The 9,351-nt window shown below is 45.0% G+C and carries 10 protein-coding genes; 5 read left to right on the forward strand and 5 right to left on the reverse strand.

The genetic code is table 11. The annotated features are described in order from the left end of the window. Positions 1 to 84: 84 nt before the first annotated feature. Positions 85 to 1,584: an aldehyde dehydrogenase gene (locus tag ACVBIK_RS17940; RefSeq protein ID WP_447170214.1), complete on the reverse strand. Its 1,500-nt coding sequence runs from the start codon at positions 1,582 to 1,584 to the stop codon at positions 85 to 87. Between the two features lie 285 nt (positions 1,585 to 1,869). Here ACVBIK_RS17940 and ACVBIK_RS17945 point away from each other — a divergent pair, with 285 nt between their 5' ends. The 5 genes from ACVBIK_RS17945 to ACVBIK_RS17965 all read left to right on the forward strand — a co-directional run bounded on the left by ACVBIK_RS17945 (position 1,870) and on the right by ACVBIK_RS17965 (position 6,974). Then, positions 1,870 to 3,210 carry an aminotransferase class III-fold pyridoxal phosphate-dependent enzyme gene (locus ACVBIK_RS17945; RefSeq protein WP_447160330.1) on the forward strand — a complete coding sequence of 447 codons (1,341 nt, stop codon included), beginning with the start codon at positions 1,870 to 1,872 and terminating at the stop codon, positions 3,208 to 3,210. Between the two features lie 163 nt (positions 3,211 to 3,373). Then, complete coding sequence (locus ACVBIK_RS17950; protein ID WP_447170215.1) at positions 3,374 to 4,879, forward strand: CoA-acylating methylmalonate-semialdehyde dehydrogenase; 1,506 nt, start codon at positions 3,374 to 3,376, stop codon at positions 4,877 to 4,879. Positions 4,880 to 4,958: 79 nt separating this feature from the next. Then, a complete protein-coding gene (locus tag ACVBIK_RS17955; protein ID WP_447170216.1) occupies positions 4,959 to 5,330 on the forward strand; it encodes a cupin domain-containing protein in 372 nt (123 codons plus the stop codon). 180 nt (positions 5,331 to 5,510) lie between these two features. Beyond that, positions 5,511 to 6,245, forward strand: coding sequence for a TorF family putative porin (locus ACVBIK_RS17960; RefSeq protein WP_447170217.1), 735 nt, complete (start codon positions 5,511 to 5,513; stop codon positions 6,243 to 6,245). Between the two features lie 384 nt (positions 6,246 to 6,629). Then, positions 6,630 to 6,974, forward strand: a complete 345-nt coding sequence (locus ACVBIK_RS17965; RefSeq protein WP_447160326.1) for a DUF3634 family protein — start codon at positions 6,630 to 6,632, stop codon at positions 6,972 to 6,974. A 238-nt stretch (positions 6,975 to 7,212) separates the two neighbouring features. On the opposite strand, the gene ACVBIK_RS17970 is transcribed toward ACVBIK_RS17965, so the two are convergent. From ACVBIK_RS17970 to ACVBIK_RS17985, 4 genes are all read right to left on the reverse strand, one after another. Then, positions 7,213 to 7,416 (reverse strand): hypothetical protein, encoded by a 204-nt coding sequence (locus ACVBIK_RS17970; protein WP_447160325.1) that lies wholly within the window; start codon positions 7,414 to 7,416, stop codon positions 7,213 to 7,215. A 125-nt stretch (positions 7,417 to 7,541) separates the two neighbouring features. Next, positions 7,542 to 8,117, reverse strand: coding sequence for a DUF3833 domain-containing protein (locus ACVBIK_RS17975; RefSeq protein WP_447160324.1), 576 nt, complete (start codon positions 8,115 to 8,117; stop codon positions 7,542 to 7,544). Further along, positions 8,105 to 8,704 carry a chalcone isomerase family protein gene (locus ACVBIK_RS17980; protein WP_447170218.1) on the reverse strand — a complete coding sequence of 200 codons (600 nt, stop codon included), beginning with the start codon at positions 8,702 to 8,704 and terminating at the stop codon, positions 8,105 to 8,107. Before ACVBIK_RS17980 ends, ACVBIK_RS17975 begins: the two co-directional genes overlap by 13 nt. Before the next feature lie 58 nt (positions 8,705 to 8,762). Further along, positions 8,763 to 9,272 (reverse strand): DUF2878 domain-containing protein, encoded by a 510-nt coding sequence (locus ACVBIK_RS17985; RefSeq protein ID WP_447160322.1) that lies wholly within the window; start codon positions 9,270 to 9,272, stop codon positions 8,763 to 8,765. Positions 9,273 to 9,351 lie beyond the last annotated feature (79 nt).

The raw sequence follows: 9,351 nt of genomic DNA on the forward strand, positions 1-9,351 counted from the left end.
TTTCAATTAGTCATTATCGACCGTCTGAATAAGGTTACTTCAGACCTGTAAACTCAAGCTGTCAACATTCATTCTGTTATAGGGTTACTCCAGCACTAACCAAGTTGCCTTAATTTCGGTGTATTTATCAAAGGCATGTAGCGACTTGTCGCGACCATTACCCGACTGTTTATAGCCACCAAATGGCGCGGTCATATCGCCGCCATCATAGTGATTGATCCACACCATGCCGCTTCGAAGGGCCTTAGCCGTCTTGTGCGCTTTATTGATATCCGATGTCCACACCCCCGCTGCGAGGCCATAGATGGTGTCATTGGCAATCTCAATCGCCTGCTGCATGCCATCAAAAGTGATTACCGATAATACTGGGCCAAAGATCTCCTCTTTAGCGATGGTCATCTTGTTATCAACATTTGAGAAAATAGTCGGCTCAATATAAACGCCACCCGACTCTTGCATCACCTGAGAGCCACCATGATTTAAGGTTGCACCTTCATCGATTCCCGCTTGAATATAGCCAAGCACATTATCTAACTGCTGTTTATCGACAACTGCGCCAGAAGTGGTCGCGGGATCTAAGGGGTGCCCAGGTGTCCAGCCCTTAAGCTCTTCGGCTATTAAGCCAATAAGCTCATCTTTTACCCCAGACTCCACCAACAAGCGCGAACCAGCGGTGCAGACTTCACCTTGGTTAAAGGCGATGGCACAAGCTGCTGCCTCTGCCGCCTTTTTAAGATCCGGCGCATCATTGAAGATAATATTCGGGCTCTTGCCGCCCGCCTCTAACCAGACCCGCTTCATGTTTGACTCACCCGCGTAGATCATCAACTGCTTAGCAATCTTAGTCGAGCCGGTAAATACTAAGGTATCAACATCCATATGTAGCGCTAGCGCTTTTCCCACTGTATGGCCAAAGCCAGGCAGTACGTTTAACACACCTTTTGGCAAGCCTGCTTCAACGGCTATTTGCGCCATACGAATCGCTGTTAACGGAGATTTCTCAGACGGTTTAAGTACCACACTGTTACCAGTGGCTAAAGCTGGACCAAGCTTCCAACAAGCCATCAACATCGGAAAGTTCCACGGCACAATCGCTGCGACGACCCCTACAGCTTCACGAGTGATCATGCCTATTTCATTGTGCGCCGTTGGGGCTATCTCATCGTAAATTTTATCAATGGCCTCACCAGACCAGCGAATAGCCCGCGCAGCGCCTGCCACATCTACTGTCTTAGCGTATTGAATAGGCTTACCCATATCTAAGGTTTCAAGTAAGGCTAATTCATCGGCATTTTGCTCCAGCAGTTCGGCAAAACGAATCATCACTTGCTTACGCTTAACAGGTGCTAGGTTTGCCCAAACACCCGTTTCAAAAGTTTCTCTGGCATTGTTAACGGCAATATTGGCATCAGCCTCATCGCAACTTGCCACCTTAACTAAGACTCTGCCATCGATCGGGCTGATACAGTCAAAGGTTTGCTTAGACTGTGCGTCAAGGTATTCGCCTGCAATAAAAGCTGAACCGTTTATTGACAAAGAATCCGCTAACGCTTGCCACTGACTACGACTTTCTGGTGTGCTCATGATGACCTCTTAACACTGAATATAATAATTAGAATGAGGGTTAATGCGGTTAACGCGCCATCTACAGGCGAATTACCACAAAAAGGTGTGTTAAAGATTACGCTTATTAGCATCATAATTTCAATATATTTTACAAAAACTTCATTTTTGCTACAAATAAATGCACAAAAAGCTTTCATGTTCATTATTTCTGACATAGCATAGCAAATATCGACCGCTTGCCCAAAAAAGCAACAGATAACAAAACAATAATTAAAATAATGAAACTGAATCAAGGTAGATGATATGGCAGATCCACAGATGCACAATCAACGCGATACGCAGTCATTAGAACATTACTGGATGCCGTTTACGGCAAATAGGCAGTTTAAGTCGAGCCCTAGAATGCTCGCCCATGCCGAAGGTATGTATTATAAAGACGTTGCAGGTCGCCCCATATTAGACGGTACAGCAGGTTTGTGGTGCTGTAACGCCGGACACGGCCGTAAAGAGATCTCTGAAGCGGTCAGTAAACAAATTCATGAGATGGATTATGCGCCATCATTTCAGATGGGCCACCCTCTTGCCTTTGAGCTGGCTGAGCGCTTAGCTCAAATAAGCCCAAAGGGATTAAACAAAGCCTTCTTTACCAACTCAGGTTCTGAGTCTGTCGACAGTGCTTTGAAAATTGCACTCACCTACCATCGTGCCAACGGTGAAGCCACACGCACCCGCTTTATTGGTCGTGAGCTCGGTTACCATGGTGTTGGCTTTGGCGGTATTTCGGTTGGCGGTATTGGTAATAACCGTAAGACCTTTAATCAACAGTTACTGCAAGGTGTCGATCACCTACCGCATACCTTAGATATTAACGGCAATGCATTTTGCCGTGGTATGCCTAAGACCGGTGCAGAAAAAGCAGAAGTACTAGAGCAACTCGTTGCCCTGCACGGTGCTGAAAACATCGCCGCAGTGATTGTTGAGCCAATGTCTGGTTCTGCTGGGGTTATTTTGCCACCAGAGGGATACCTACAAAAGCTTCGCGAAATCACCAACAAGTACGGTATTTTACTTATTTTTGATGAAGTCATTACAGCCTTTGGCCGTGTAGGCGACGCCTTCGCCAGTCAGCGTTGGGGGGTGATACCAGACATGATCACCACTGCAAAAGCCTTAAATAACGGCGCAATTCCAATGGGCGCGGTTTTGGTTGATGACAATATTTACGATACCTGTATGCAAGGTCCTGAAAATGCTATTGAGCTCTTTCACGGCTATACCTATTCCGGTCATCCGGTTGCCGCAGCGGCTGCCATTGCCACCCTAAACATCTATGAAAATGAAAAGCTGTTTGAGCGAACCAAGGAGCTCGAAGGCTATTTTGAAGATGCCGTGCATAGCTTAAAAGGCCTCCCCAATGTGATTGATATTCGCAACACAGGCTTAGTCGGCGGCATTCAATTCGCCCCGAGCGATAAAGGCGCGGGCAAACGTGGTTTTGGGATCTTTGAGCACTGCTTCGAAGCGGGTACCTTAGTGCGTGCCACTGGCGATATTATTGCAATATCCCCACCGTTAATTATCGACAAACAGCAGATAGATCAGATTGTTAATACTCTTAGCGATGCGATTAAAGCTGTCGGTTAATCCCAGCACCTATTACATCGCTTTGCACGCTTGCGTTAATAGCATGGCTTTGCACTGCTACATGAGCTCGAAAATCAGCAGCGCTGATGTAATAGGTAAAACCATTAACCCCCATAAACACTATTGGCTCCCAACTGGGAAATAAGAATTAGGATTTTGCGTTATGCACACGATTAACCATTACATTAACGGCGGCCACTCTGCGCCAAGTCAGCGTACTCAAGCGTTTTTCGAGCCTGCGACAGGTGAGCAACGTGGCACAGTCTCCCTTGCCAGTGCAGCCGAGGTGGCTGGCGTGATTGAATTGGCTAAAAAAGCACATGAGTCATGGTCTAAAGTCACCCCACTTAACCGCTCTCGTGTACTGTTTAAGTTTAAAGCTTTGGTTGAAGCCAATATTGATGAGCTTGCAGAGCTTATCACCCGTGAGCACGGAAAAGTACTCGACGATGCCAAGGGTGAAATAATTCGTGGCCTTGAAGTCGTAGAGTTTGCCTGTGGCATTCCGCACCTATTGAAAGGCGAGCATACCGAACAGGTTGGTGGCGGCGTTGATGCTTGGACCCTGAACCAATCACTTGGCGTCGTTGCGGGGATAGCCCCATTTAACTTCCCAGTAATGGTACCTATGTGGATGTTCCCAATTGCCATAGCGTGTGGCAACAGCTTTATCATGAAGCCATCAGAAAAAGATCCAAGCTCAGTGATGCGCCTAGCCGAATTACTGACCGAAGCAGGCCTACCTAAAGGCGTATTTAACGTCGTTAACGGTGACAAAGAAGCCGTTGACACCCTACTCACTCACAAAGATGTGCAAGCGGTAAGTTTTGTAGGCTCTACGCCAATCGCAGAATATATCTATTCAACCGCATCAGCCCACGGCAAGCGCGTTCAAGCGCTCGGCGGCGCAAAAAATCATATGTTATTGATGCCAGATGCCGATCTTGACCAAGCCGTTGGCGCACTGATGGGCGCAGCATACGGTAGTGCTGGCGAGCGCTGCATGGCAATATCTGTAGTGTTGGCCGTAGGCGACTCTGGAGACGCGTTAGTTGAAAAGTTACTGCCACAAATCAAGGCGCTAAAGGTCGGAAATGGTGTCACGCCAGAGATGGATATGGGCCCGCTTATCTCTGCCCAGCATCTAGAAAAGGTTAGCAACTATGTTGAGACAGGCGTTGCCGAGGGAGCAAAGCTGCTTGCCGATGGCCGACAGCTCTCGGTTGCCGACCACCAGCAAGGTTACTTCTTAGGTGGCTGCTTATTTGATCACGTCACCCCAGAGATGACTATCTACAAAGAAGAGATCTTTGGCCCTGTGCTCGCCATCGTTCGAGTAAAAGATTATGCCGACGCATTGCAACTGATAAATGATCATGAATTTGGTAACGGCACCGCTATCTTTACTCAAAGTGGAGAAGCTGCACGTCACTTCTGCCATAACGTCCAGGTCGGCATGGTAGGGGTCAATGTACCGATCCCTGTACCAATGGCGTTCCATAGCTTTGGTGGTTGGAAACGCTCTCTCTTTGGCCCACTGCATATGCATGGCCCAGATGGAGTCCGTTTTTATACTAAGCGCAAAGCCATAACTGCACGTTGGCCGCAATCGTCTCAAAACGCCTCGCAAGGTACAAAGGCTGAGTTTGTTATGCCGACGATGAAGTAATACAAAAAGGCGTGGCTTAGGCCGCGCTTTTTTCATTTAGCTTTACACGCGCTAACTTATCGCTGACATGGAAGCACTAATGATTCAAAACATAGATTCAATTTTAAACTTTTCAACGCTCAATACTGCAATCGAGCGCTATAAGCTCGATGCTGAAAAGGTCATAGCTGGCGAGCCTGAGCAAGCACTACAAAACCACTACTCTAGTGACTGTGACCAGTTTCATGCCGGAGTATGGCAAGGCGATATCGGCACTTGGAATGTCGCCTATAGCGAACATGAATATTGTGAGATTTTGTCTGGTTCCTGCAAGGTTACCGACAAAAATGGTCACTGCATAACGGTGAAAACGGGTGACAGGTTTGTCATTCCAGCAGGGTTTGAAGGCACCTGGGAGGTGCTAGATAACTGCCGTAAGGTATACGTGATTTTCGAGCCAAATACGCTGTAATCCCTATAGCTATCTGGTATTAGAAAATCGCTTATTCGCCATGAGGTCGTAGCAATATGCTGCTGTTTGGCAAAATATAATGATGCTCGATATCAATGGTTTATATCAGTGGTCTACAGGCCAAGATATTAACGATAAAAACCAGCATCAAAGTCAACATAGTTAAATGGAGAAACTACCGTGTATAAAAAATTAAATAATAAACGGATTGCCCAACTTGTCGGTCTAACATTATCAACTGCGCTAATGGCCCCTCTTGCTCAAGCTGAGTTTTCTGGCGAGATTGATGTCACCAACGATTACCGCTTTCGCGGTGTATCACAAACGGCAGGCGATTTTGCGATTCAAGGCAGCTTAGATTACAGCATGGAAAATGGCCTGTTCTTTGGTGCTTGGGCGAGTAATGTTGATAAAGATAGCTACGATGCCGATGTGGAAATTGATCTCTATGCAGGATATTGGGGCGCTTTCGGAGCCGATGAAGAGTGGGAGTACGACGTTACACTGACTTACTACACTTATCCAGGCCAAGATGAGAATACCGGTTATTTAGAAGCGAATGCGGGTCTGTACTATGCGGGATTCCACCTAGCCCAGTGGTACACCAATGACTACGCTAATGCCGATCTTTCACTCAATTACACCGAGCTAAACTATTCATACGAGATCTTCGAGAATTGGAGTATCGATGCCCATGTGGGATATAGCTATGGTGAAGGTGTGAATGATGAAGAAATGGGTGACTGGGGCGAGGACTATGTTGACTACTCTATCGGTGTCTCGACTGAACTTGGCGGTGTAGGCCTATCTCTAGCTTGGTTAGATACTAACTTAAGTTCAGATAATATCATCGACTCGAAAGAGCCATGGAGAAATGATGGCACAGTGCTAGCTACTGTAAGCTATGCATTTTAAGCTATGCCGTTAACGCTAGCCTAGACAGTTTCCCTCCCAACAAAAAACCGCCATCAGGCGGTTTTTTATTATCATCTTCAGTCATTTACATCAGATGACTGCAGATGATAACTCGCAATACATAACTAACAGAACATGACTAACAAAACATGGCCACGACAGTCAGATAACTAACAACCGATAGCATCCATTTGGCTATCTAATTCAAAGCTGCTTCATATAACCCTATTTCATATAAAGCTAGGTCATATCAAAGCTAAGTCATTCAACATAGTGTGCTGCGAGTGAAAATTCCAATCTCGTGAGCTAACTGGCTTTTAAATCGCTATTGGGAGGAGTATCTTAACTCTAGGGCTATAAGTAATTTATTGAAAAGGAAAGCGCATGACCCCAACCTTACTTAAAATTGTTTTTATTGCTATCGCTATTTTCATTGTCTACAAGCTTATCTTCAGTGGTAAAAAAGGATTAACCCTGTTTGAAATAAACTTTAAAGATGGCCGCATGACGACCCATAAAGGCAAAATCCCAGACAAGTTTGCCAAGGAGTGCCGTGCTATCGCAAAATCCAATAAACTGACTTGTACCGTTAGAGCTGAAAAACTTGGGGATGTGCGCCTGCATGTGTCTGCTAACGTCAGTGATGCGATTACTCAGCGCATTAGAAATGTATTTCCATTTGAGTATTACGAAAAGAAACAGGTCGATAACAGCCGTAAAACCTCATAAAGCGAAATTTATACCTGCTGGCCTTCACACTGTAAAATGAAGGCCTTAACTATGATAGATTAGCCATATTACTTAGCTATATCTCTTCGTTATAGCCGCTTAGTTATAGCCGCATAATTGTAGTGGCTTAAATGTGACAGCTTAACTGTAGTCGCTAATATGAATTAGCTTATCTGCAGTAGAGCGCCCCCTGCAAATTCAGCCCACTCAAGCTATATTTTCAGACTTGATGGCAGTACTACTTATCTTGTTTTTTGCTGTTCTCTTTCTGCTCTGTTTCTTTAACTAATTCATCATTTATTATTGGTGTATTGTCTGACATGATTGGCGCTTGTCTCGCTGACATCACATCATCACTTGAGCTTGCTGATACACTATAACTGGCATTTGAGCCACAACCACACAGCGCAAACAGACACACACTAAGAAGCATTTTCATCATTTATCCCTACTTTATAATCATAAAATCCTTTCAACTAAAGTAGAGTAAACTCAAGCTATATTCAATCCCGTACTAGAATTAGAACGAGTACTACAGCTGCAACTAAGCTGCAATTATTAAATCATTCAATTAAGTTTAGATATTACTAGCGTTACCTCTGCCACCGTCACTCCGAACTTGTTTATATCACTGCGATTAATAATGGTGTTGTCGTCAATCAGAAACATCCAATCGTCGAAACTCACCTGATATTCACTGCCATCAACAGGCAGCAACATTTCATATTGCCACTGCAGCGCCATTCCCACAGCTTGCCCTTGCGCCGCTCCTAAAATATCATTCGCCGTACCTGTGTATTTACCCTCGCCTAAATCGGTAATATTCCAAATTCGCAGCTGTTTTTCTCCATCATCGTAAATAAACCACTCTTTAATCTCCCCTTTATCGCCTTGCCAACTCGCCAACATTTTTACACTGAAGCGTCGGGTGACTTTGCCGCTAAAGTCTTGAACCGTGCCATGAGCAACTAACTCACCATCAAAAAACGTCTTCAAATCAAGCCTAGGTGTAGTGCCTTGGTAATCATTAATGTCACTACTTGAACAGCCGCTAAGCAATGCGAAGTAAGTCACCAACAGCAGCGCTTGCAACAGGCTAATGCCGCTTTCCCTCTTATTAATAAATCCGCTTAACAATCGCATGCCAACTCTCCAAGTAACTGCTTTCTCAACTCTGGACGACTCGTCGACTCTGACAACCAAATAGCAAGAAAGTCTTCACTAAAACCTAATGGCAGAGGCTGAGCCAAAGGTTTGCCATTAAAATAAAACTGACTATGTTCAGGTGTGAGTATTTTTAAGGTTAGCCTGTCACCTTCATTCACATCAGGCCATATGGCATCAATTGCAGATAGCCATTGTTGCTGGCGCTGTGGGTCTACCCCTAAATGCTGCCACTGATCTTGAGTTGCTTCTACCAAGCGAGCACTTGGGATCTCTTGGTAATATTCGATATCGAGGATCAGCGGATACTCGCCCTGAGTGTAATCGCCATCTAAGGTGAGTAACTTGGCACGATAAAGTGAAAACCACCACCAATCCATTTCGCCTCTGCCGACCTCTTTAAATGATGGGTTATCAGTAACTGGCGCGATAATCGCTTGAGAAGAAACATTAGCCGCTGAATGATTTGACGCAATCAACTGCGGAGTTTTAGCTTCAGTAGCATAACTGACTGCAGCAAGAAGCAATGACGAAGCGAGTGTGAGATATAACTTTTCAATAGCCATGACGCAATTCCTATTAAATTACGATAGCGCAGCCTATCCCCAAACGACTTGAATAGAGTTATTGCGGCGCTTTGGTAACGTTAACAAACATAGGGAATATTACGATCCAGATGGCAAATAGGATCAATGCGCTGGAGAATAACTCCAGTGGCAAGTTGACCGCTTCAAAGCGCTCTCCCGCTAAGTAACTTAAGCAACCAAACACACCACCAAGTATTGCATTAACATACCAGGCGAGTTTTTGGGTAAAGGCTAAGCTATAACGAAGTGATAGGGCAAAATGACACCAAAGAACAAATAACCAAAAAGGAAACTGCTGAAATTGAAACACCCCAGCCCATTTCAAACCTAAGTCGATCGCAAAGCCCAATGATGCTACTTTAATCATTAAGGTTAAGTCTTTGCGTCCCCTTTGAGATAGAGCAAAGTGGACTAATAACAGGCCTGTGGTTAACCATAAAGCCGAGTTTTGATATAGGATAGATAACCACCAGACGGCTTGAAACATCAATAAATTGATGATCACCAAGTGTTGCTGTGCCAGTCTATCCATAGTACTAATTAACATATCAAATACCCTCAACAGCTAGCGGCTAGCACTGCAACGAATGTAACAGGTGCAACCGCTGTAAACAGTATTAAGCACT

This window comes from Shewanella sp. 125m-1 (assembly GCF_052977065.1).

Coding starts and splice junctions, on each gene's coding strand:
- ACVBIK_RS17975 (WP_447160324.1), bottom strand. CDS start 8,117: ATGCGATTGTTAAGCGGATTTATTAATAAGAGGGAAAGCGGCATTAGC.
- ACVBIK_RS17970 (WP_447160325.1), bottom strand. CDS start 7,416: ATGATGAAAATGCTTCTTAGTGTGTGTCTGTTTGCGCTGTGTGGTTGT.
- ACVBIK_RS17950 (WP_447170215.1), top strand. CDS start 3,374: ATGCACACGATTAACCATTACATTAACGGCGGCCACTCTGCGCCAAGT.
- ACVBIK_RS17945 (WP_447160330.1), top strand. CDS start 1,870: ATGGCAGATCCACAGATGCACAATCAACGCGATACGCAGTCATTAGAA.
- ACVBIK_RS17940 (WP_447170214.1), bottom strand. CDS start 1,584: ATGAGCACACCAGAAAGTCGTAGTCAGTGGCAAGCGTTAGCGGATTCT.
- ACVBIK_RS17955 (WP_447170216.1), top strand. CDS start 4,959: ATGATTCAAAACATAGATTCAATTTTAAACTTTTCAACGCTCAATACT.
- ACVBIK_RS17965 (WP_447160326.1), top strand. CDS start 6,630: ATGACCCCAACCTTACTTAAAATTGTTTTTATTGCTATCGCTATTTTC.
- ACVBIK_RS17985 (WP_447160322.1), bottom strand. CDS start 9,272: ATGTTAATTAGTACTATGGATAGACTGGCACAGCAACACTTGGTGATC.
- ACVBIK_RS17980 (WP_447170218.1), bottom strand. CDS start 8,704: ATGGCTATTGAAAAGTTATATCTCACACTCGCTTCGTCATTGCTTCTT.